General features: G+C 54.7%; 28 protein-coding genes. 14 read left to right on the top strand and 14 right to left on the bottom strand.

Translation table 11 applies throughout. The annotated features are described in order from the left end of the window. The first annotated feature begins 95 nt into the window (after positions 1-95). Genes lspA through ACKVOS_RS07475 form a run of 3 tightly spaced genes read left to right on the top strand, consistent with a single transcriptional unit; the run spans position 96 to position 1,335 of the window. On the top strand, positions 96-620 hold the full coding sequence (gene lspA, locus ACKVOS_RS07485) for a signal peptidase II (RefSeq protein ID WP_409211393.1): 525 nt from the start codon (positions 96-98) through the stop codon (positions 618-620). 2 nt (positions 621-622) lie between these two features. Continuing rightward, positions 623-874 carry a DUF3035 domain-containing protein gene (locus tag ACKVOS_RS07480; RefSeq protein WP_409211392.1) on the top strand — a complete coding sequence of 84 codons (252 nt, stop codon included), beginning with the start codon at positions 623-625 and terminating at the stop codon, positions 872-874. A 23-nt stretch (positions 875-897) separates the two neighbouring features. Further along, positions 898-1,335, top strand: a complete 438-nt coding sequence (locus tag ACKVOS_RS07475) for a DUF3035 domain-containing protein (RefSeq protein WP_409211391.1) — start codon at positions 898-900, stop codon at positions 1,333-1,335. A gap of 21 nt (positions 1,336-1,356) precedes the next feature. On the opposite strand, the gene dxs is transcribed toward ACKVOS_RS07475, so the two are convergent. Genes dxs through ACKVOS_RS07460 form a run of 3 tightly spaced genes read right to left on the bottom strand, consistent with a single transcriptional unit; the run spans position 1,357 to position 4,177 of the window. Next, entirely contained in the window at positions 1,357-3,288 is a 1,932-nt protein-coding gene (gene dxs, locus ACKVOS_RS07470; protein WP_409211390.1) for a 1-deoxy-D-xylulose-5-phosphate synthase, read from the bottom strand. A gap of 33 nt (positions 3,289-3,321) precedes the next feature. After that, entirely contained in the window at positions 3,322-3,780 is a 459-nt protein-coding gene (locus ACKVOS_RS07465) for a Fur family transcriptional regulator (protein WP_409211389.1), read from the bottom strand. Positions 3,781-3,811: 31 nt separating this feature from the next. After that, complete coding sequence (locus tag ACKVOS_RS07460; protein ID WP_409211388.1) at positions 3,812-4,177, bottom strand: MerC domain-containing protein; 366 nt, start codon at positions 4,175-4,177, stop codon at positions 3,812-3,814. 198 nt (positions 4,178-4,375) lie between these two features. On the opposite strand from ACKVOS_RS07460, the gene ACKVOS_RS07455 reads away from it, so the two are divergent. The 5 genes from ACKVOS_RS07455 to ACKVOS_RS07435 all read left to right on the top strand — a co-directional run bounded on the left by ACKVOS_RS07455 (position 4,376) and on the right by ACKVOS_RS07435 (position 8,739). Continuing rightward, positions 4,376-5,437 carry a COX15/CtaA family protein gene (locus ACKVOS_RS07455; RefSeq protein ID WP_409211387.1) on the top strand — a complete coding sequence of 354 codons (1,062 nt, stop codon included), beginning with the start codon at positions 4,376-4,378 and terminating at the stop codon, positions 5,435-5,437. Next, positions 5,427-5,762 (top strand): divalent-cation tolerance protein CutA, encoded by a 336-nt coding sequence (gene cutA / locus ACKVOS_RS07450; protein WP_409211386.1) that lies wholly within the window; start codon positions 5,427-5,429, stop codon positions 5,760-5,762. The genes ACKVOS_RS07455 and cutA overlap by 11 nt, the downstream gene beginning before the upstream one ends. 180 nt (positions 5,763-5,942) lie before the next feature. Beyond that, positions 5,943-6,422 carry a 50S ribosomal protein L13 gene (gene rplM / locus ACKVOS_RS07445; protein WP_409211385.1) on the top strand — a complete coding sequence of 160 codons (480 nt, stop codon included), beginning with the start codon at positions 5,943-5,945 and terminating at the stop codon, positions 6,420-6,422. Continuing rightward, a complete protein-coding gene (gene rpsI, locus ACKVOS_RS07440; RefSeq protein WP_409211384.1) occupies positions 6,422-6,907 on the top strand; it encodes a 30S ribosomal protein S9 in 486 nt (161 codons plus the stop codon). Before rplM ends, rpsI begins: the two co-directional genes overlap by 1 nt. Positions 6,908-7,092: 185 nt before the next feature. Continuing rightward, positions 7,093-8,739, top strand: a complete 1,647-nt coding sequence (locus tag ACKVOS_RS07435; RefSeq protein WP_409211383.1) for a methyl-accepting chemotaxis protein — start codon at positions 7,093-7,095, stop codon at positions 8,737-8,739. 18 nt (positions 8,740-8,757) lie between these two features. On the opposite strand, the gene ACKVOS_RS07430 is transcribed toward ACKVOS_RS07435, so the two are convergent. Next, positions 8,758-10,314: a hypothetical protein gene (locus tag ACKVOS_RS07430; protein WP_409211382.1), complete on the bottom strand. Its 1,557-nt coding sequence runs from the start codon at positions 10,312-10,314 to the stop codon at positions 8,758-8,760. A 96-nt stretch (positions 10,315-10,410) separates the two neighbouring features. On the opposite strand from ACKVOS_RS07430, the gene ACKVOS_RS07425 reads away from it, so the two are divergent. Further along, positions 10,411-11,436, top strand: a complete 1,026-nt coding sequence (locus tag ACKVOS_RS07425) for a phosphoribosylglycinamide synthetase (RefSeq protein WP_409211381.1) — start codon at positions 10,411-10,413, stop codon at positions 11,434-11,436. Between the two features lie 15 nt (positions 11,437-11,451). On the opposite strand, the gene rpoN is transcribed toward ACKVOS_RS07425, so the two are convergent. From rpoN to ACKVOS_RS07400, 5 genes are all read right to left on the bottom strand, one after another. Further along, a complete protein-coding gene (gene rpoN, locus ACKVOS_RS07420; protein WP_409211380.1) occupies positions 11,452-12,942 on the bottom strand; it encodes an RNA polymerase factor sigma-54 in 1,491 nt (496 codons plus the stop codon). 52 nt (positions 12,943-12,994) lie between these two features. Next, a complete protein-coding gene (gene lptB / locus ACKVOS_RS07415; protein WP_409211379.1) occupies positions 12,995-13,765 on the bottom strand; it encodes an LPS export ABC transporter ATP-binding protein in 771 nt (256 codons plus the stop codon). 114 nt (positions 13,766-13,879) lie between these two features. Continuing rightward, positions 13,880-14,410: an LptA/OstA family protein gene (locus ACKVOS_RS07410; RefSeq protein ID WP_409211378.1), complete on the bottom strand. Its 531-nt coding sequence runs from the start codon at positions 14,408-14,410 to the stop codon at positions 13,880-13,882. Positions 14,411-14,417: 7 nt separating this feature from the next. Beyond that, positions 14,418-15,053 (bottom strand): LPS export ABC transporter periplasmic protein LptC, encoded by a 636-nt coding sequence (gene lptC, locus ACKVOS_RS07405; RefSeq protein ID WP_409211377.1) that lies wholly within the window; start codon positions 15,051-15,053, stop codon positions 14,418-14,420. A 24-nt stretch (positions 15,054-15,077) separates the two neighbouring features. Next, positions 15,078-15,695, bottom strand: coding sequence for a ribonuclease D (locus ACKVOS_RS07400; protein ID WP_409211376.1), 618 nt, complete (start codon positions 15,693-15,695; stop codon positions 15,078-15,080). A 217-nt stretch (positions 15,696-15,912) separates the two neighbouring features. Here ACKVOS_RS07400 and ACKVOS_RS07395 point away from each other — a divergent pair, with 217 nt between their 5' ends. Beyond that, positions 15,913-16,698 carry a cold-shock protein gene (locus ACKVOS_RS07395; protein ID WP_409211375.1) on the top strand — a complete coding sequence of 262 codons (786 nt, stop codon included), beginning with the start codon at positions 15,913-15,915 and terminating at the stop codon, positions 16,696-16,698. 59 nt (positions 16,699-16,757) lie between these two features. Here ACKVOS_RS07395 and ACKVOS_RS07390 read toward each other — a convergent pair whose 3' ends face one another. The 3 genes from ACKVOS_RS07390 to ACKVOS_RS07380 all read right to left on the bottom strand — a co-directional run bounded on the left by ACKVOS_RS07390 (position 16,758) and on the right by ACKVOS_RS07380 (position 18,253). Next, a complete protein-coding gene (locus ACKVOS_RS07390) occupies positions 16,758-17,222 on the bottom strand; it encodes a Dps family protein (RefSeq protein ID WP_409211374.1) in 465 nt (154 codons plus the stop codon). A 99-nt stretch (positions 17,223-17,321) separates the two neighbouring features. Beyond that, entirely contained in the window at positions 17,322-17,888 is a 567-nt protein-coding gene (locus ACKVOS_RS07385; RefSeq protein WP_409211373.1) for a TMEM165/GDT1 family protein, read from the bottom strand. A 29-nt stretch (positions 17,889-17,917) separates the two neighbouring features. Continuing rightward, positions 17,918-18,253 (bottom strand): hypothetical protein, encoded by a 336-nt coding sequence (locus tag ACKVOS_RS07380; protein WP_409211372.1) that lies wholly within the window; start codon positions 18,251-18,253, stop codon positions 17,918-17,920. A gap of 246 nt (positions 18,254-18,499) precedes the next feature. Between ACKVOS_RS07380 and rpmG the strand changes: the two genes are divergently transcribed. After that, positions 18,500-18,667, top strand: coding sequence for a 50S ribosomal protein L33 (rpmG, locus tag ACKVOS_RS07375; RefSeq protein WP_125229418.1), 168 nt, complete (start codon positions 18,500-18,502; stop codon positions 18,665-18,667). 269 nt (positions 18,668-18,936) lie between these two features. On the opposite strand, the gene ACKVOS_RS07370 is transcribed toward rpmG, so the two are convergent. Continuing rightward, the gene (locus ACKVOS_RS07370; protein WP_409211371.1) at positions 18,937-19,653 is read right to left on the bottom strand and encodes a phosphoribosyltransferase; all 717 of its coding nucleotides are present in this window, start codon (positions 19,651-19,653) and stop codon (positions 18,937-18,939) included. A 97-nt stretch (positions 19,654-19,750) separates the two neighbouring features. Continuing rightward, a complete protein-coding gene (locus ACKVOS_RS07365; protein ID WP_409211370.1) occupies positions 19,751-20,116 on the bottom strand; it encodes a response regulator in 366 nt (121 codons plus the stop codon). Positions 20,117-20,169: 53 nt separating this feature from the next. Between ACKVOS_RS07365 and ACKVOS_RS07360 the strand changes: the two genes are divergently transcribed. From ACKVOS_RS07360 to ACKVOS_RS07350, 3 genes are read left to right on the top strand one after another with little or no spacing between them, the layout of a single operon-like run. Next, positions 20,170-20,439, top strand: a complete 270-nt coding sequence (locus ACKVOS_RS07360; protein WP_409211369.1) for a DUF3572 family protein — start codon at positions 20,170-20,172, stop codon at positions 20,437-20,439. Continuing rightward, complete coding sequence (locus ACKVOS_RS07355; protein ID WP_409211368.1) at positions 20,436-21,083, top strand: HAD family hydrolase; 648 nt, start codon at positions 20,436-20,438, stop codon at positions 21,081-21,083. Before ACKVOS_RS07360 ends, ACKVOS_RS07355 begins: the two co-directional genes overlap by 4 nt. Further along, entirely contained in the window at positions 21,080-21,541 is a 462-nt protein-coding gene (locus ACKVOS_RS07350) for a RidA family protein (protein ID WP_409211367.1), read from the top strand. The genes ACKVOS_RS07355 and ACKVOS_RS07350 overlap by 4 nt, the downstream gene beginning before the upstream one ends. Positions 21,542-21,561: the final 20 nt, after the last annotated feature.

Raw genomic sequence — 21,561 nt, 5'->3', positions numbered from 1 at the left:
GGCTGGCGGCTTACACGAGGGGACATGTGCGCACTGACTCCCCCCTCCACCACGCTTCGCGCGGTCCCCCTCCCCGTAAACGGGGAGGATTTGGCATGACCAACCCCAAATTCCGCCTTCAGGGCATCATGCTGGCCAGTCTGGTCTTCATCGCCGACCAGATCGTCAAATATGCGATGCTTGGCCCGTTGCAGCTGCAAAGCCGCGGGGCCATTCACATCATCTCGTTCTTCGACCTGCGATACGCCGAAAATCGCGGCGTATCGATGAGCTTCCTAACGGCCGACAGCGATGCCGAGCGGTGGGCGCTGGTCGCGCTGACCGGTGCCATTGCGGGCTGTGTTGCGGTCTGGATGTGGCGCGAAAAACTGCGTGGCGACGTGCTGGCGCTGTCGCTGGTTCTGGGCGGCGCATTCGGGAATATACTGGATCGGGTGCGTTATGGCTATGTGGTTGATTATGCAGACTTGCATTTTGGCACATTCCGGCCTTTTTACATTTTCAACCTTGCCGATGCCGCCATCACCATTGGCGTATTGATATTGCTTGCCCGCGCCTTCCTGATGCGCGAAAAGGCACCTGTTCAGGAACCCGCAAGCAGAGCGGACATAGTGGAGTGAATATGAAGCGGAAAATGATCCTGACGTCGGCATTATTTGCCTGTGCCGCGCTTGCAGGTTGCGGTTCGACGGGCATATTGGACCGGCAACGGCCTGACGAATTTGCGGTAACCCGTTCCAAACCGATCGAAGTGCCGACCACGTTTGCGCTCCCCGCTCCAACGCCAAACGCCCCGCGCCCGCAAGACGGCGATATTAAAGAGCAGGTTATCGACGCCTTGTTTGGCGGCGCTACACCCGCCCCCCGGCCATGATTGCGCGAGTTAGGACTTCACATATGAAACAGAAATTGCTTTTGGCCTCGTGCTTTTCAACCGTAATTTTACTGTCGGGCTGCGCTTCGATGGACAAGGCCGGACAGGACCTGTGGAATTGGGATATTCGTGGCAATGACGCCGCCGCTGCCCCGCAGATTGGCCGCGCCGCACCTTTGGTTGTGCCCCCTGATTTCGCACTGGAGCCAACTGCGACCGTTGCACCGCGCGCGCAAGATTCCGGACAGGATTCCGTATTGGAAGCGATGTTTGGCGGACCTGCGCCCCGTTCTGCGGCAGAGCGCGTTCTGTCCGGCACACCAGCCTCGGCTGAAATGGGTATCCGTTCGTCGGTCGGTGACCCCGAAACCAATACCGTGAACAAAGGTTCGATAACCCGCGACATCATAGCCGCTCCGGAAGGTGACGGACAAACCGCGCAGTCGGTTATTCCGGGCTGATGATATAAGGTGCGCGGGCTTTTAAGCCCGCACGCTTGCTTCCTCGACGCCAGCGCTGTTGTGGCGAAGGGCCTTCAGGACCGTCTCGACGATTTGCGGCGCATTCAGCCCTGCTTCGTCATATTGCTTTTGCGGATTATCATGCTCCTGAAAGATATCGGGCAGACGCATCGTCCGGATTTTCAGCCCGGCATCCATTAACCCGAGGTCACTGGCCAAAGTCAGAACATGTGCGCCAAGGCCACCGACCGCAGCTTCTTCGACGGTCACCACCACTTCATGCGTGGCGATCAGGTGGCGGATCATGTCTTCGTCAAGCGGTTTGGCAAAGCGCAGGTCAGCGACGGTGGTGCTCAGGCCCTTTGCATCCAGCGTGTCGGCGGCTTTGTTCGCTTCGGCCAAACGGGTGCCGAGCGATAGGATCGCGACCTTTTTGCCTTCGCGCACGATCCGGCCTTTGCCGATTTCCAACCGCTGCGGAACTTCGGGCAAAGAAACGCCGGTGCCATTTCCGCGTGGATAGCGGAACGCAATCGGACCGCTGTCATGGCACGCGGCGGTGTAGGTCATATGCACCAATTCGGCCTCGTCCGAAGGTGACATGACGACCATGTTGGGCAGGGTCGCCAAATAGGTAATGTCGAACGAACCTGCGTGCGTGCTGCCATCGGCGCCGACCAGACCGGCGCGATCAATGGCGAAGCGGACGGGCAGGTTCTGGATTGCAACGTCATGCACGACCTGGTCATAGGCACGTTGCAGGAACGTCGAATATATCGCGCAAAACGGGCGCATACCCTGCGCGGCCAAACCGGCGGCGAAGGTAACGCCATGCTGTTCGGCGATGCCAACATCAAAGCTGCGGTCAGGATGGGCCGCGGCGAATTTGTCGATGCCGGTGCCACCGGGCATGGCAGCGGTTATCGCGCAGATTTTTGGGTCGCTGTCGGCCAGCTTGGCCAACGTTTCGCCAAAGACATTCTGATAGGCTGGTGGGCCGCCACCCGGGCCTTTGTCTTGCTTGCCTGTGATCACGTCGAACTTGACCACGCCATGATATTTGTCAGTTGCCGCTTCAGCCGGGGCGTAACCTTTGCCCTTTTGTGTTACGACATGCACCAGCACGGGTCCTTCGGCATTGTCGCGGACATTTTCGAGCACGGGGATCAACTGTTCGAGGTTGTGGCCATCAATAGGGCCGACATAATAGAATCCGAGTTCTTCAAACAAGGTGCCGCCCATCGCCATGCCGCGGGCATATTCCTCGGCCTTTGACGCTGCGTTATGGATCCGGCGCGAAAGCCGTTTTGCCAATTTGCTCGCCAGGCTGCGCAAGCCCAGATATTCGCTTGATGATACCAGCCGTGACAAATAGGCAGAAAGACCACCCACTGGCGGTGCGATGGACATATCGTTATCGTTCAGGATGACTACCAACCGGTTTCCGGCAGCCTGGGCATTGTTCATGGCTTCATATGCCATGCCCGCGCTCATCGCGCCGTCGCCAATGACAGCGATGGCTTTGCCGGCTTTACCGGCAATCTTGTTGGCAACGGCAAAGCCTAGGGCTGCGGAAATTGAGGTTGAGCTATGCGCTGCACCGAACGGGTCATATTCACTCTCGCTGCGCTTGGTAAAACCGGAAAGCCCGCCGCCCGTGCGAAGCGTGCGGATACGGTCACGGCGTCCGGTGAGTATCTTGTGCGGATAGCATTGATGGCCCACATCCCAGATCAGCCTGTCTTCGGGCGTATTGAATACATAATGGATTGCCGTGGTCAATTCGACCACGCCTAGGCCAGCACCGAGATGGCCGCCGGTCACAGATACGGCAGAGATAGTTTCCGAGCGGAGCTCATCTGCCAGTTGGCGAAGTTGCGATACTTGAAGACTGCGGAGATCGGCGGGTATGTGAACCGTGTCGAGCAGCGGCGTGTCTGGCTTATGGGTCATAGGATGCCGTGATAGCGAGAAAATTTTAACCTGTCAGTCACAATCAGCGCACTTCCCGCGCACTTCGATGACCGGGCGAACCTGCGCGAAACCCGCGTTTTCCGCGGCCATACGGACATTATTTGTCAATTTGTCGTCATCAATATGAGTCGCCGTGCCACAATTGTCACAGATCAGGAAGATGCAGTCATGCATGCATCCGGGATGGGAATTGGCCAAATAGGCGTTTGCGCTTTCTACCCGGCGGGCGAGATTGGTCGCCACGAACAAGTCAAGTATCCGGTAAACGCTATTGGGAGCGACACGCTTCCCGCGTTTTTGCGATACGTGGTCCGCTATATCATAGGCTGAAGCCGGCTTGTCGAAAGTCGCCAGAACATCAAAAATGTCGGCCCGCATATCGGTCCATTGCTCGCCTGCCTGAATGAGCGCACTTTGCGCCGCATGTGCAAGCGATGCGCCCTCATGTTCGTGATGTTGGTGTGATGCCATATCCCCAATGTAGGCTGCGCAGACCCTTAGGTCAATTCGACGCGCGGTGGTTCAGTATATGACCCCAAGCCAGGATCGCAACGCCAACAGCGGTCAATGCTATTTCAGTCGTGCCGTGCGGAATTGCAAGTGCAGCCGCCATCATGCCAATGCCGGACGCGCCGATTGCGGCGGGCATCACAAAACCATGATCCCACAGTCCCTTGCCCAAGGCCAGCATCCCGAAGACAATGGCCAGCACCAAGCCAATTTCGTGAATGATGGGATCAAGCAGAAGACCACCGGCCGAGGCAAGAAAAACCAGCAAGACCGATGAAATCAGACAATGCATAAGGCAAAGCCCGGCGATGCTTAACCCAAGCCCGTCCCATCGCCATTTTGTCCAAACCTTTGCCATAGCGGGAGCCAATGGCATATTTTGTCAGACGTTACAACATATCATTTGATGAAAAAGGACTATGTCTCGACCCTGGGACCCGACCCGTGGATTTCAAATAGCCCAGATATCTTTTTGCAACTGATTTGCCTTGAAAAGCAATAGTACGGATCGTTGCCTTACTTGTCAGATGGTCTTTGACCGCGCATATCCGCCGCCATGGAAAATTCCGAAATATTTGACAGAAAATCGGGCATCGTCACCGCCCGACCCGATGCGTTGGTCGCTTGGCTTATGTGTGTTGCCGTGCTGGTTTTTATCATGGTCGTCGTTGGCGGGATTACGCGGCTGACTGAATCGGGGCTCTCGATTACCGAATGGAAGCCTGTTGCCGGAACTTTGCCACCGCTGAATGAAGCAGCATGGATATCGGAATTCGAAAAATATAAGCAGATACCCGAATATACGGAAATAAACGGCCCGGCGGGCATGACTCTGGCGCAGTTCAAGTTCATCTATTTCTGGGAATGGGTTCACCGATTGCTGGGCCGCGTGATTGGCCTGGCCTTTGCCCTGCCACTGGCTTGGTTCTGGATAAGGCGGGCTATTCCCGTAGGATATAAGCCGCGCCTGTTGGCGCTGCTGGCGCTTGGCGGTTTGCAGGGGACGATTGGCTGGTGGATGGTGTCGTCTGGTCTGTCCGCGCGGACGGATGTGAGCCACTACCGGCTTGCGGTGCACCTTCTGACGGCATTGTTCATTCTTGGCGGTCTGGTCTGGACGGCGCTGGACTTAAAGGCATATGCAAAGAATTCTGCTGCAAAACCGGCAAAGATTACCAGATTTTCTGCCATAGTGATGGCAATATTGTTCGTGCAATTGCTGTTCGGTGCATGGGTGGCCGGATTGAATGCCGGTTATGTTTCAAACAGTTGGCCGTTGATGAATGACCATTTCATTCCCGAGGGTATCGATACGAGCAGCGGCCTATTTTCGGCTCTCGTCAACGATCCCTTCTTAACCCATTTTGTGCACCGTTGGTGGGCATGGATTGCGGTAATAGCATTGATAATGCTTGCGCGAAAAACCAAAGCGGCCGGGGTGCGTTCTGCGTCCGTTGCCATCCATAGCGCCTTTGGCGTGCAGATACTGCTGGGCATCGCGACGGTGATGACGGGGATGAACATCGTGCTCGCCGTTGCACATCAGGCAGTCGGTGCGCTGGTGGTCGCCGCAACGGCCTGGGGAACTCATGTCATAGGTCGTAACCATGGCGCATAAGGGCGGAAAGTCTGACGTTGCCCTCATTTACGCGGTGTTTCCTACGGCGGGCGAAGGCCATGATATGTGCCGTAGGCTATTGTCCGAAAGACTGATTGCCAGCGCCAATCGTTTTCCGATGGTAATTTCACATTTCCGGTGGGAAGGCGAGATCGAGGCGAAGGAAGAACATCCGGTCTTGTTCAAGACCAGCCCTGACAAGGCGGACATGGCCATGCAACGGATTGCGGCGCTGCACCGGTATGAAGTGCCTGCTGTGGTTCGGGTTTCAACCGATGCCGCATATCCAGCTTTTGCAGATTGGGTGGCTTTCGAGACAGCATGAAGGAACCGTCTGCCGCCGCCTCAAGTTGACCAATGGATGGCAAAGGGTATTATTATACCCGTCGTAAAACCCCTGCTTTTGCTTGACTATCGACCGGTTCATCGTCATTAGCGCCGCTTCGCGACCAGGATTATATGATTCTGGGCACATATCTACAAATTCCGAAAGGTTCGATTAGCGATGAAAACGCTATCCAGAGTTACGAAATCGATCCGTCCGCAGGACGTTGAGAAATCGTGGATCCTCATTGATGCCGAAGGCTTGGTTGTTGGCCGGGTTGCGAGCATCATCGCCAACATCCTGCGTGGCAAGACCAAGCCAAGCTATACGCCGCATGTTGATTGCGGTGACCATGTCATCGTTATCAACGCCGACAAGGTAAAGTTTACGGGCAAGAAGTTGACTGACAAGGTCTACTATCGCCACACCGGTTATATCGGCGGAATCAAGGGTATCACCGCAGGGAAAGTGCTTGACGGCAAATTCCCTGAGCGCGTGCTGGAAAAGGCTGTGGAGCGCATGGTTCCGCGCGGACCGCTTGGCCGCGCCCAAATGCGCGCCCTGCATTTGTACAACGGCACTGAACATCCGCATGATGGCCAGCAACCCCAGACGCTCGACGTCGCTTCCATGAACCGCAAGAACAAGGTGGGTGCATAATGTCCGATACCGCAAATTCACTCGCTGATCTCGAAACCTTGGGCGTTGAAGCGCCTGTCCAGATTGCTGCTGTAATCCGCGCACAGGAAATTGATGCCCAGGGTCGCGCATATGCAACCGGCCGCCGCAAGGATGCGGTCGCCCGCGTATGGCTGAAGCCCGGAACCGGCAAGATTGTTGTCAATGGCCGCGACCAGGAAGTGTATTTCGCACGTCCGTCGCTCCGTCTCGTGATCAATCAGCCATTCGGCGTGACCGAGCGTATCGGTCAATATGACGTTATCGCAACCGTAAAAGGCGGCGGTCTCTCGGGCCAAGCCGGTGCGGTCAAGCACGGTATTGCACAGGCATTGTCGAAATATGAGCCGCTGTTACGCAGCGCAGTGAAAGCTGAAGGCTTCTTGACCCGTGACAGCCGGACCGTTGAACGTAAAAAATACGGTAAGGCGAAAGCGCGTAAGAGCTTCCAATTCTCGAAGCGTTAAGTGTTTCAGCGCACGGGGCGATCATAGCCCCGGCCTGCTGGAGGAAAGAAAAGGCGGTCCTTTCGAGGGCCGCCTTTTTTGTGGATGCGTGTGTTGGCGACATTCGGAAATGAAGTGCATGGTTAACGGCTAATTTACTATTAAGCTGTAGGAACGTCGGAGGAAATTCCCGTCGGAACCGATGCATGAGCAATTTGCGCCATTTGAAAGACATGTTCGCATTCTTCACCAATTTGCAAGGTGAATGGGCGATATTGCGTCGTTCTGCACGCATTGAAAACCGCGCTTTGATGTTGGCGCAGTTGCAAGCTGTGGGGCGGTCACATGTTGCCGCGTTTCTCTCCGGAATGGCGGCAATGTGGCCTGCGCTGGGCATTTTATGGTTTGGCGGGGCAAAAACCGATTTCGCCCCTTATTGTGCTCCGCTTTACACGATAGCGATGATCGTCGGCTTTCGCGTACATGTGCGTATTAAAGAATATTCCGAAGAGGCCGACCCTGACGGGCATTATCTGTTATTCCTGCGGCGTCTGTTTATCCTGCAAGTGTCGGTAGTTTCCTTCAGCTGGGTACTTTTGCTTGCCGATATCTGGAGCTATCATCAGGAAATTGGCCCTGTTGTTGCCAGCGCCATGACTTTTGGTCTGTTGACGATCGGCGCCCTTATCTATCTGTGTTTGCCAGCTGCAATGGTGATGTGGCTTATCATAATGACTATCGGCAGCGCGATATCGGCAACATATTCAGACATATCCATGCCGTGGTTCTTTTATGCCGGCATCACTTTGGTTGGCATTACATTGCACCGCGTTGCGATGATGCAATGGCGATCATTCATGCATTCCCTTGATGAAGCGCAAAGCTTTGCGCGTCGCAAGGAGAGCTTCTTTGCGGCTGAACAGGAGCGACTTCAAGCATTGGAAGCTGAACGTCGCAATACCAATGTTGCCCGAAATGAAGAACGGAACCGGGCGGAAACCCAGCAGCGCATGGCCATGACAGCATTGGCAACCGAATTTGAGCACTCCGTTTATGCGATAATCGATGTGATGGAATCGGCGGTTCGTGCGGTCGGGGAATCATCGCAGCAATTGGCTGCCATCGGAACGCAAACATTGGAACGCACGGACGCGATGGCCGATATGGCGTCGAACATGAGCGTCGCAATACAGATGGTCGCTGCGGCCGCACGCCAATTAAGTGTGTCCTCCGATGCTATAACACATCAGGTGCAGGATCAGGTCATAGCGTCTGAGGCCGCAACCAAAAGCAGCAGGGAAGGCAGCGGTGTGATGGCGCATCTCGCCATTGAAGCCGAGAAAATAGAAGAGATCGCCTCGATGATTCAGGATGTTGCGGGCAAGACAAATTTGCTGGCGCTTAACGCAACGATTGAAGCCGCCCGCGCTGGTGATGCCGGACGGGGTTTTGCGGTGGTGGCACAGGAAGTAAAAAGCCTTGCCAGCCAAACGCATGGTGCCATCGGGTCGGTAACTGCGACGGTTACGAACATCAAGGACCAGATGGGTAGCGCAGCCCATATGGTGGGGTCCGTTGCCCAAGAGATGTCTCAAGTGCAACAGGGTGCAAACAATATTGCCGCTGCTATTACGCAGCAACAGGCCGCAACCCGCGACATAAGTGGGCACGCGCAACATGCAGCCCAAGATGCGGAACATGTGCGTGAATTCAGCCGAGAAGTGAATGTTGCAGCGGTGCAGGTGGGCGAGGTAGCCGATGAAATGCAGCACGTCATGTCCGGACTCGAGAGCCGGGCAGCAGCCTTACGCGAAGCGAGCCGTAACTTCCTCGATCGCTTGCGTGCGGCTTAGAGCCAGGGGTTTTTGACCCTAAGCTAAAGTTCTGGTGACAAGACGGATCTTGGATGCAATCCGTTCAATATCCGCAGCAAAGCGTTCAACCAACCGGTCGGCATCCAGACCAATCATTTCAAATATCTGGGGCGCCGATAGCGATAGCCTTAACGTAGGCGCCCATTCGCCATCGGATTGCTTCAAACATTTGACGGGTTGCCCGAGGTGGCAGATTTCCGATGCGACCAGCCGGTCATGGGGTTGCGTAAATGACTCTGCCATATCTGTATAAAGGCCGCGATACACTTCCCGTGCCTGTTCGACAGACAGCGCATGGCCCGTTGTTAAAATTGGCTCCGTCAGTTCTATGACATACAGCATTTTTCGATCGAGTGGATGAACCGGGGCTTGGTCGTTTTGATGATCGCCGGCGGCGGGATCGTTTGCAGCACCTTCGATCAGCCTGAACGGCATCGCTTCTGCCAAAGTTCGCATGGCCTTGCCAAACGCCAGAATAACAGCGTCCACACGCTCCATAGGCATAGCGAGCAAGCGCTCCAGTTCGAACAAGCCCGCTTCCAACCTTAGCAATAGTCCAAAATTGGTTCGTTCCGGCAAAACCGCATCTGTATCGCTCCAACCGGTGGGCATGTCGCCACGGGCAAAGAAATGGGCAAGGCCGGCAGGGGCCGCCGTTCCTGATTTCATCCGGGCCGAAAGCTTCATAGGGACAAGGGCCCATGCGCTGAAAGGAGGACCGCCGATAAATTTCGATCCGGTAAGAAAGATGCTCGCCCCGCGCGTCAGATAAGCCTGGATCGTTTCAGGCGAGATACGCCCCTGACATGCATCGACGACCAGATCGACCGAATCCCCATAAGCCGCAATCAATTTATCTATGGTGGCCAGACTAGGGGTGATGATGCCCGTTTTGGACCGGTGAATGATGTGCACCAGAGGCCGTCCACCATTTGCAATGATTGCCCCGATGGTTTCGAGCAGCATCTGTGCATATTCGTCGTCTTGCCGGACTGGCCCATTTTCGGTTCGTGTTTTCAACGTTTCGACCGAAATCACATCCGCACCAAATCCGGGCAAGTGCGCGCCTTTAACAACTTCCAAACCAAGCGCGGTTCGGGCAGCGAAATATTGTCCAGCCTGTGAAAACAGGCATCCGCTGCCGACCTCGTCGACTTCGACCACGACATTGGTGACTGGCTGACCACTTTGCAGCGCAATCGCAAGGGCAAGATATTCCAGATCCGTCCCCGATGCGCCGAATGCTACGTCAACATCTGCCCCAAGGCTGTAAACCTGACGGATCCGATTGCGTGCGTTACGCAAAAAACGCGTATAGGCGGCATCCTCGCTTTCGCCATTGGCAACCGCCAGCCGCAATTGATGGTGAACCGCATGGGCATGGGCATAAGCAGGCGCGGAAATGGAACTGGCGGTCGATGAAGAATAGCTAATTGCCCTTACAGGTTCGGGCGCGCAGCCATAACTGTTCAGGCCGCTTTGCTCGTCCAAAGTTATCCGGTCGTCGCCGCCCGCGCTCATCAAAGTCGCGGTAGGTAGATCAAGCAAAGACATTCCAATCCCTTCCTGCTGGCGATACCGCCTCACAACCGCCATAATGCGGCACTACCGACCCCGCATACACAAAACAGCCAAGAGGCCAAAGCCCCTATGCCAGTTGAAATTATTTCCCCGCCGCGCAAGCTGTTCATTCCGGCGCGTTACCGTGACAAGATTAAATTGCTTTTCATTGCAAAGCACGCGCTGGGCGACGGGTCGCGTGACACGGTTGATGGCGATCATGCCGTTTATCATCGCGAAGTACGCGATGTCTTGGAGAATCTGGGCCTCAACGTTACAGCGGCGAACAGTCCCGAAGTCCTGTTCACAAAGCCCGATGTTGATTTCGTCTTTTCGCTGCTGAACCGCGGCGGGTATCTCAATAGTGAATTGATGATGCCCACCTTGTGCACGCGGCTGGGCGTCCCTTATTTGGGAGCAACTCCGATTTTGCGTGGGCTTTCGGACGACAAGCATCTGATGAAGATGGCCGCACGGGCACGGGGCGTGCCGACTGCCAATTCGGCGATTTTCCGTCGGAATGCTCCAGTCGATCCGATCACGGATTGGTCGGCAGACCGCTACGTCGTTAAACCCAATGCCTCCTCGGCCAGTTGGGGAGTGTCCGCCGAAAATGACTGGGCGGGAGTTAAAAACGCTGTCGAACATCTGCACGACGAAGGGCATGATGCGCTGGTTGAACCGTTTCTTTCAGGTATTGATGTCGAATTGCCAGTGATCGGTGCGCGCAAAGCCCAGTTTTTGCCTTTGATGCGTTTCGATCATGATACCGAAGTGTTGCGGACATATGCTGAAAAGCGGGGCTTTGAATCATCAGAGGCCAAATTGGTGCAGGAAACCGACCCGGCTTTCATCGCCAAAGTGCAAGAATTGACCCGCAAGCTATTACCGGAATTGTGGCCTTTTGATTATGGCCGGTTCGAGTTCAGGCTTAACCCTGCAACGGGTGAGATCAATTTCCTCGAAGTTAATCTTCAGTGCAATATCTGGTCGCAGCGGGTGATTGGCAGGGCGGCCGTAATTGCAGGTATCAGTTATCCCGAATTGCTGGAAACGATCCTTGCCGGGGCGATGGCTCGGCAGGGCGTCATCGAGCTTGATGATCAGGATTGGTAATCGCCTGAGCCCCTCTTAACGGCCCATTTTCTTTTGCCGCCGTCGTTGGACCGACGATCCAATACCCATTGCTTCGCGATATTTTGCGACGGTACGCCGGGCAATGTCGAAGCCCTTTGCCGTTAACAAATCGACCAGAGTATCGTCCGACAGGATCTTTGCGCCTTCGCCGTCTATCAATGTCTTTATGTGGCTTTTTACGGCTTCGGCGGAAACGCCATCCCCGTCTGCAGACTGTACGCCGGAAGAGAAGAAATATTTAAGGTCAAACAGCCCGCGGTCGCAATGCAGATATTTATTGCTGGTGACCCGGCTGACCGTGGATTCGTGCATTTCTATGGCATCTGCGACCTGCCGCAATGTCAGCGGCCTCAAATGCGCGACGCCACCCCGAAAAAAACCGTCCTGTTGCTTCACAATTTCGGTGGCCACTTTGACGATAGTGCGTTGCCGTTGGTCCATTGCTTTGATCAGCCAATTGGCGTCAGCCATGCAGTCATTTATCCATGCCTTTGTCGTTTTGTCTTTTCCCAGTTCGGCGACATAAGTCCGGTTTATCAGCAAGCGGGGCAGGTTCGCACTATTCAGTTCGATCGCCCATCCTGTCCCCCGTGCCGTGACAAAAATATCAGGTGTTACCGCGATGCTGTTTTCGGTTTCAAAACGACAGCCCGGTTTGGGATCATAGCTGCGAAGCTCGATCATCATGTCGCGCAAATCTTCATCGTCCACCCGGCACATACGTTTTAGCTGGTCAAACGCTCCCTTGGCGACAAGATCCAGATTGTTGATGAGCTTTGCCATGCACGGGTCATATCGGTCTGCTTCTTTGGCTTGCAGCATGATGCATTCGGCAAGGTCGCGTGCGCCCACGCCGGTTGGGTCGAACCGCTGCACCTCGGTCAGGGCACCCTCCATTTCAACCAAGGGGACACCCAGCCGATGCGCCATAGCCAAAAGATCGGCACCCAGATATCCAGTGGGTTCGATTTGTTCGATGATCTGCTGTGCCAGAAAAAGCATGCGGCCGGACAGGCTGGCCCCGGCTTGCTCCATCAAATGCTCACGCAGGCTGATATCTGCGGCTGCGAAGCTGTCGAAATCCGGGCCTTCACCTTCAAATCCGCCCGCCATGCTACCGCCGGAAAGGCCAAGCATCCCATCGCTGCCTCCGATGCTATCGGCGACACCATCATGGTGAAAAGTTTCGGCACCAAAATCGACGTCCAATGCCTCTGATGCAGCCATGTCCGTGCCGCCCAAGACATCGTCGCTGCTGCGGTCACCGCTTTGGGTGGACGGCAAGGCGGTAAAGTCATCCGGAACCGTTTCGGCCGGAATTTCCGGCGTTCCCGTTTCAAGCAGTGGGTTGCGCTCCACCTCCTCGGCAATGAATGCTTCGATTTCCAGCGATGACAGGGCAAGCAGTTTTATCGCTTGCTGCAATTGCGGCGTCATCACCAGTGACTGGCTTTGGCGCAAATCGAGGCGAGGTGCTAATGCCACGGATTATGTTTTTGGCATGGGATATTGAAATATTCGGTCAGTGCCCGCCCCATTACATTGCAAAACTTTCGCCCAGATAGAGTCGCCGGACATTTGGGTCTGCAACCAATGCCTCGGGAGACCCCGAAAAAAGGACCTGCCCGCCATAGATAATGCACGCACGGTCCACGATTTCCAGCGTTTCGCGGACATTGTGGTCCGTAATCAACACGCCAATCCCGCGGGTTTTTAGATCTTTTACCAGATTGCGAATATCCGAAATCGAGATCGGATCGATCCCTGCAAACGGTTCATCCAAAAGCATGATGGATGGATTTGCCGCAAGGGCGCGTGCGATTTCGCATCTTCGGCGCTCACCGCCAGACAAGGCCATGGCGGGCGCGCTTCGCAAGCGGCCCAAGCCGAATTCTTCAAGCAGCTTTTCAAGCCGGGCATTGCGTGCGTTCGCATCCGGCTCGGCCATTTCAAGAACGGCGCTGATATTCTGTTCAACCGTCATGCCGCGAAATATGGATGTTTCCTGCGGTAAATAGCCCAATCCCAAAATAGCGCGCCGGTACATTGGCATGGCGGTAATGTCGGCGCCGTCCAATGTGATGCGGCCGCTGTCCGGTTTGACAAGGCCCATGATCGAATAAAAACAGGTCGTTTTGCCTGCACCATTGGGACCGAGCAATCCCACAACTTCACCTTTTGCCACGGCGAGTGACACATCCGTCAAGACCGCTCGTTTGTCGTAGCTTTTGGCAATCGATATGACGCCTAGTCCGGATTGCACGACTTCGGGTAATTGGGTATCGCCAGCCGTTCGCTCTGTTGTCATGCTGTCCATTTCAAATCATCGCCCGCGAATAACCTGTGTCATTAGCCCCAACAGCTACCCATTCTGCGGCCAACATGCAATTGGCATGATTTATGCGTAAACATTTTGGCGAATTTAGTTTTTCCGGGGTGGAACGGTAAATGTACCTGAAACGCGGCCGTTGGCGGCGCTTGTCCCGGTGTTGCCGCCACCGTTAATGGTCGAACGACCGGAATTCAGGTCGATAACCAAGCGTCCACCACTCAATTTGTTGCTGCCTTGCACCAGATTGACGTTACCGATCAAGGTAATCAGGCTGGAATCCAAATCATAAATTGCTGCGTTGCTGGTTGCGCGCAAATCATCCTTGCTGATCGTGACGCCGCCGGTTGCATCGAGCCGCTCGACATCTGTACCCCCGCCACTATTGGAATATGCGGCCGTTAATCGGCTGGCTTTCAAAATCAGCCCTGCCTGAGTCACGGTCACTCCGCCAGCGAGTACCACTCGATCGGCGCGATCTTGCAACTCGAGGGAATCAGCCGTGAAATCAACGGGCGCATTGCTGTTATGGCTGCGGATAGTTTGTGCAGATGAAGCCGTCGAGATCATCGCAGCAACAGCACATGTGATCAAAATACCGAGTTGTTTCGCACGAAAGTTCATCAAAACCTCACTTAACTGCATTCTGGTTGATACGCAAATGCACGCCGCCATCCAGTCTTACGATCCGAGTTTCCAGATTGGCCTTCAATCTGTCAGCTCGGAATGTGCCAACCTTGGTGCGGCCACTGACGGCACCAAAGCTTTGCATGGATTTTGTTTTTAACGACAGCTCTACATTGCTGGCCACCATGTTATAATCCGGCGAGTTCACCGCCAGCGGACCGTTCACGCGCATCGTTTCCCGATTGAGATTATAGGAGCCGCGCTGCGCAAGAATGGACGCTGGGCCATCATTCAACAATATCCGGGCGGTCAAGGATGTCATTTCCAGAACGGGTTCTGCGGAGGTTTTCTGCACGGCACTCCCCGCGCGCAGCGAAAAGGGCCTGCCCTTGCTGTCTTCGCCGCGGTACAGAGCCTCGATCAACCGCATACGCTCGCGAGACAAGTTAACTTCGTCCTTGTTAAGGACAAAGCTGAGCTCCTGCGTTCCGGTAAAGGGGCTAAATGCCAGTATGGCGACCAATAAACCGATTGTGCTGGGCAGTCCCACGCGCAACAATCGGATAAGGCGGTCATGCCGGCCGCCTGGCAGAGCCCATTGTTGCCTTTGTGTGCGTTCGAGGTCTGCCTGTTTTGACATTTTATATATGTGAGCTTTCGAACCTTAACTGTGCCCGAATATGTCGATTTCCGGCCATCCTGCCAAATCAAGAGCAGAGCGGTGGGGAAGAAAGTCGAAACAGGCTTGGGCCAGTGCCGTGCGCCCCTCCCTTTCGAGGCGAACCACAAATTCATCATGCAACCGGTGCAGATAACGCACATCACTTGCGGCGTAATCTTTTTGCGCCTCCGATAGCGTAGGCCCACCCCAATCGCTTGATTGTTGCTGTTTCGAAATGTCGGTGGCCAACATTTCTTTGACCAGCTCTTTCAAGCCGTGCCGGTCCGTATAAGTGCGGGTCAAACGCGAGGCGATTTTGGTGCAGAACACTGGCGCGGCAACCACATTTAGATAATGCGAAATCGCGGCAATGTCGAAACGCGCAAAATGGAACAGCTTAAGCCGCGCCGGATCGGCCAGCACAGCGCGCAAATTGGGTGCGGCATAGTCACTGTCGGGTCCGAACTTTACAAGATGTTCGTCGCCGCGCCCGTCGGAGATTTGCAGCAGGCAAAGCCGGTCACGCGGGGTTATCAGGCCCATTGTTTCGGTGTCGACGGCCACAGGCCCTTGCGCCAATACGCCTTGGGGCAGGTCTTCTTCATGCAAATATACGCTCATGCACGGTCCCTTGCCCGACTGTGTCCACCAAGGCAATTAAAAGTGCGTTTTTGAACCTTGAACGATTCATCGCAATATTTGCTATCGCGCAATCTTTTATTGGGATATAGCTTGGGCTTGCGCGATCAGGAAGGGCCGCGCTTGTGATGTGCAGGACCGGCGCCCTCGACTGCATAGACTAGGTTGTTTTGGGCGGTGAGAAGGCAAGTACGAAGACATGGGTTTTGATCGCAAGCGTAACGGCCGTGGCCGGGACAAAAGAGACGGTTTTGGTGATGACAGCTATGATGGCTACCGGGCACCCCCTCCTTTCCAGAATGATTTCGGCGGTGGCCGTCCAGGTGGCGGCTTCGGCGGCGGTGCTGGCGGCGGCGGTGCTGGCGGCGGCTTTGGTGCTCCGCGCCGTGGCCCCGGCGGACCCCCGATGCCTGCACAGGTCATTGGTTCCGGCAAAGGAATAGTCAAATTTTTCAACGGGCAAAAGGGTTTCGGCTTCATCCAAGTCGATGACCGTCCCGACGATGTGTTCGTCCATATCAGCGCGGTTGAACAGGCCGGTCTGACCGGTTTGGCAGAAGGTCAGCCGCTCGAATTCACACTTGTGGATCGTGGCGGCAAGGTATCTGCGACCGATCTGGTTATCGATGGCGAACCCATCGCGGTGCCGGAACGCGCACCGCGTCCGGAACGCAGTTTCGACCGTGATCGTCCGCCCCGTGAAGGCGGTGGCTTCCGTGGCGGTGACCGTGATTCGGCCCCCCGTGGACCTCAGCGCGAATCGACAGGCGAACGCGCCAATGGAACCGTGAAATTCTTCAACGACATGAAGGGTTTTGGTTTCGTACAACGTGATGACGGCGGCGAAGACGTGTTTGTACACATCTCTGCGCTTGAGCGTTCGGGCATGGGGCAGGTGACACAGGGTGACCGTTTGGCATTCGATATCGAAATCGACCGCCGCGGCAAATATTCGGCAACGAATTTAAGCACGCTGTCGGAATAAACGTCCTGCAAATTTTGAAAAGGCGGGTGAAGCATATGGCTTTGCCCGCCTTTTTTATATCAGCCTTTGCCGAGCGTTGCCGCTAAAAACCAGGCGCGCTGTTCGGCCTGATCGGTCCAGTCATCCAGCAAGCCGTCGGTTGCGTTGTCACCGGCTTGGTCAGCCAGATCTTTTGCGTCCTTTAATGACTTTGCCAGACTTTCGTTGTCGACATGCAATTCCTTCAACATTTTCGTCGCATCGGTTGACGTGGAATCATGATCCTTGATCCGCTGCCGTCCGGCAATTGCGCCGATCGAGGTCAGCGTATCTTGTCCCAACTTGCGGACACGTTCGGCCACAAGGTCGGTGGTTGCGATCAATTCGGTTGCCTGTTCATCAAACAGCAGGTGATATTCCCGAAAGTGCGGACCGGTGACGTGCCAATGAAAATTTTTGGTTTTCAGATACAGGGCATAATAATCCGACAGCAGGCCATTCAGTGCATCGGCCAATGCCTTTTTGCTGTTATCGCCTTCTGCCATTCAAATTCTCCTTATCGGGGTGGGGGATCATCTCCATATAAGGAGCCTTGGCTCCATTTACTATCGCAGCCTGTCGTCCACTCATAGTGAGCGGTTCACTCAAGCCAGCCCGAAAGCCTGCGTTGCCAGCATAAGCCCCCAGCCCAACAGCAGACCCCCCGACACCCATCGAATAAGTTTGAGCGGGACGACCTGTGCAAGGCGCGCCCGCATAAGTACCGCAGGAATCGTGGCGGCCATGATGCCCACAAAACCGCCGGCCATTGCCATGCCCCAAAAGGGCGTGCGCGCGCTTTGGGCGGCGATGATGAACTGGCTCTTGTCCCCGAATTCGAGAATGAACAGGCCGAGAAATGCGGTCAGAAAGGCAGGGGTTTTCCAATTGGTCAGCGGGTCCACCGTCCGCCGCCACATCAACATTCCGGCACCTGCGAAAATATAAGCGAGCCCGGCGAAAAGCTTCAAAGCGGTTTCGCTAATCCACTGATCGATGACCGAGCCGCCCACTGCCGAAAGCGCGCAATTCAAAAGGGTCGCGCATGCTAGCCCCGCGATAATCGCGCCGTTCCGGTGATATCGTAGTGCCAAGGCGGCAGCCAAAATCTGGGTGCGATCACCCATTTCTGCCAAGAAAACGGAGAAGAATGTAGAGAGAAGCGCGTCCATGATGTCGCTATAGCAGCATCATTTCAAAACTAACGCGGCAATCGCACCGCGATAGAAGCCAATAGCGACTGCGTGACCGATGGGCTTAACTGCTGACAGCCAATGGCGTCGCCCAATATGCCGGTGAAGCTGTTCACCACCGAATCGGCCCCGCCATGTTCGATAACCCGGCTCATCGATGCTTCAAAAACACCGGCGATTTCGGCCACGGCAGAAAAATGATGTGTGATGGCGGTTTGGCGTATCGCTTCCAGACGGACAAGAAATTGCAAGGGATTGGTATCAAAAGAAGTCAGCCGCAGGGATTCAAGCAGATCGCTTAATTCCGCGCGAATCAGCATTTGCCGATCATGATCCATCTCCATGACTTTGCCCCTAAACCCCATATATTCGGGAACTTTGCGCTATCATGGTTAATAAGTAATGAAACTGCACGGTGCGCTGCGCGTTAAGGGTGCACCGAAGCCGATGCGGTTTGAACGAATTTAGCGTGAACAATCGACTCAATGCTTGACTTTGCACGCACGAATCCGCAAAGGCGCGCGTCTGTGAATGGTCGGCATTGCTGCTGCTATCATTTTTAACGAAATTCGAACACGAAGGAATGGGCCATGGCGAAGCCAGCCACGATCAAGATCAAGCTGCTCAGCACCGCTGACACAGGCTTTTTCTATGTCACCAAGAAGAACCCGCGCAACATCACCGAAAAGATGACGTTCCGCAAATATGATCCCGTTGTGCGCAAGCATGTCGAGTTCAAGGAAGCCAAAATCAAGTAAGCTCTCCGCTGCTTGAAATGGCTATCGATCAGGGCGCTTCGGGCGCCCTTTTTGATTTATAAAGAAAAAGGACGCCAGTTTCCTGGCGTCCTCTAAAATCAGTCGGCCGGTACCCGATCTCCAGTTATTCCATCCTTACGATGTGGCCACTGGCGGCGCTGCCCGATCCTACATTTTCCAAGGAAAATGCTTCATATTTAGAGACCGCAAGGTGTAAATGCGGTCTTTAGAATAAGTTAGTTATGTAATGTTAGGCCAAATGTCAAGGATTATGCGAGGCGGCCCATCAGCGTAAAACCAACAATTGCACTCGGACCGAATTGCTTTAGCCCACGCGCTGCCGATAGAAGACTAGTACCCGAACCCAATATGTCGTCGACGAGCAAAATCTTCTTGTTGGCAATTTGCCCAGCGATATGATTCGCAATCACCGGTATGAAGTAGCTTCTCAAAGCTATCGGTACATGTTTCATTTCAAAAAAGTCGTTTGGGTTTGCCACTTGCATCGAATGCAATTGAGACCGAAACTCGGTTCGATATCGATTTGCCACTTGATTTACATTTGGCGCGGTCGCCAAGACTTGACCAATGTTGACCTTATCTAGACATTCAACGGTTGAGCAGCCGCCATTCAAGCGCGATACCCGTTTGGCCAAAATATTTGTAACAAGTGAGGTTGATGGCAGCGGCACGACTAAATCATACTGAACGCCATCCAGCGCCTTGGGAGCGATTTCTTGGGCGCAGCTAAGCAGTTGTCGAAAGTCGCCATGTGGCATCGTATAGCCGAACTTGCCTTTAAGGGCGTAAATTAGAGGATTTCCGTCATAATTATCTTGCGCCACTTTTCGTCGACCAAAAACACTCACAACCTTCAGTGAATTTATTACCAAAGAAGGCGGAATGCGAGAGGGATCGGTAATGACTCGTTTCTGGTGGGCCGGGTTATAAGTAACAACCTTTTGTGCACTTACGTCGATACCCATCTCTCAACTTAATTTTCGTAAAATATCCATTTAAATTGTATAACTTACGCAATGATTGCGTCAAGACTGGGTGCCAACGGCGTGCCGGACATGGCATTCACCCCACAATCACTTTCACCGCCTCCAGAAACTTCATCACCGACACAGGCTTCGACAAATAGCCGCGCGCGCCTGCCGCTCTGATGCGCTCTTCGTCGCCCTTGCCAGCATAAGCAGTTACGGCGAGCACCGGGACGGCGGACAATATCGCGTCTTTCTGCATCGCTTCGATAAGGTCGATGCCGCTGACATGCGGTAACTGGATGTCCATGATGACCAGGTCAGGGGCGAACATTCGGGCCTGTTCCAGCGCCAGCCGCCCGTCGCGCACGCCCTCCACATTGAACTGGTGCGCGCGCAAAAGGTCGGTGAACAGCTTGAGGTTCAGCTCATTGTCCTCAACAATCATCACCTTTTTCGACATTACAGCCCTTTTCCCGCTTTGCGTTCACCCGTGCCTTCGCTTAAGCGAAAGCCATGCATGAAACAAATGGCAAGTTGGACGCGTCGGGAATGGCGTTTCAGGCATTGGCCTGGGCCTTGATGGATGAAGCGCGTGCGGAGCGGCTTTTGTCGCTTACCGGACTTACGCCAGAAGGGTTGCGGACCAGTATCGCGGAACGCGGAACACAGGCGGCGATATTGACTTTTTTAGAGGCGCACGAACCCGATCTGTTGGCGTGCGCTGCGTGTATCGGGGTATCGCCGGCATTATTGGTTAAAGCGCGTGAGGAACTGGAATCATGAGTAAACCCCTGTTGATTTCAGATTGTGACGAAGTGTTGTTGCACATGATTGTTCCGTTTCGCGATTGGCTGGACGAGGCGCATCACATTCATTTCGATCTGGTGCATGGCGACTGGGGCGAAGCGTTGCGGCATAAACATGATGGCACCGTTGTCGAACGCGGACGCGTGTGGGATTTGCTGAACGGATTTTTTGATACCGAAATGTCCCGGCAACAGGCAATTGACGGCGCGGTTGATGCGATTAACCGGCTAAGAGATGTCGCCGATGTCGTCATTCTGACGAATTTGCTCGACCATCGCGCCGAACCGCGGGCGGCGCAGTTAAAGGCCGTCGGTATCGATGCGCCGGTCTATACCAATCAGGGCGGCAAGGGCGAGGCACTGGGCCGCATATTGGAAGAGTATCAACCGAGCGTGGCGGTCTTCGTCGATGATCTGGGGCATCAGCATGATTCGGTGGGGGAACATTTCCCCGACGTCTGGCGGCTTCATTTTGTGGGTGAGCCGTTATTGTGGGAACGGGTTAAATCATCGAAAGCGGCGCACGCACGTTTGGACCGATGGGCGGACGCCGAACATTGGATCAGGGAGCGACTGGTGACAGAATTGCCAGCACCCGCATTGGAAAGGATAACATCATGATCGAAGCGAAATTGACCGAATTGGGTATCACCTTGCCCGAACCTGCGGCTCCGGTGGCGTCTTATGTGCCAACGGTCGAAGCGAACGGGATGCTGTATGTGTCGGGGCAATTGCCCTTTGTCGATGGCAAGGTGATTACCGGCAAAGTGGGCGATGCGCGCAGTTTGGCCGATGGCCAAATCGCTGCCCGGGCCTGTGGCATCATGCTGATCGCGCAGATGAAAAAGGCATTGGGCGGGGATCTGGACCGTGTCGAGCGGATCGTCAAACTAGGTGTCTTTGTCGCATCGACATCCGAATTTACCGATCAACCGGAGGTCGCAAACGGCGCGTCCGACTTGATGGAGGCGGTGTTCGGCGATGCCGGAAAGCACGCGCGTGCAGCGGTATCGGTACCTGTTCTGCCGCGCGATGCGACCGTGGAAATCGACTGTGTTGTAAAGGTGCGCGCGATTTAATGGCGCCCTTCATTTCCGTT

It is taken from the genome of Sphingorhabdus sp., assembly GCF_046154385.1.
In the GTDB taxonomy this organism is placed as follows: Bacteria; Pseudomonadota; Alphaproteobacteria; order Sphingomonadales; family Sphingomonadaceae; genus Sphingorhabdus_B.
This window is presented reverse-complemented; position numbering and strand designations above follow the sequence as displayed.